Below are 218 nucleotides of genomic sequence, written 5' to 3'. Positions count from 1 at the left end.
GCGGCCGGAGTCGCAGGCGCCGGCGTCGGTGCTGGGGCAGTCGCCGCCGCCGCAGCCCGCGCCGCCTGAGCTTCCGCCGCTGCACGACGGCGCGCCGCCGCATCCGCAAGGGCCGCAGCCTGTGCCGCATTCGGCTCAGGCGCCGTGGTCAAACCCGCCAGAGGCGCCGCGTTCAAGGCGTCCGGATTAATCAACTGGCCAAAGTCCTGGAACTGCAG

General features: G+C 73.4%; 1 pseudogene. It reads left to right on the top strand.

The window, feature by feature from the left end:
• A pseudogene (locus ACM0OW_RS25965) lies at nt 1–190 on the top strand (hypothetical protein); the annotation flags it as partial.
• Nucleotides 191–218: the final 28 nt, after the last annotated feature.

Origin of the sequence: Anabaena sp. CCY 0017, from assembly GCF_963920885.1 — a bacterium.
Classification (GTDB): Bacteria; Cyanobacteriota; Cyanobacteriia; order Cyanobacteriales; family Nostocaceae; genus Nodularia.
The sequence above is the reverse complement of the archived record's forward strand: the minus strand, read 5'-3'. Positions and strand labels throughout refer to the sequence as shown.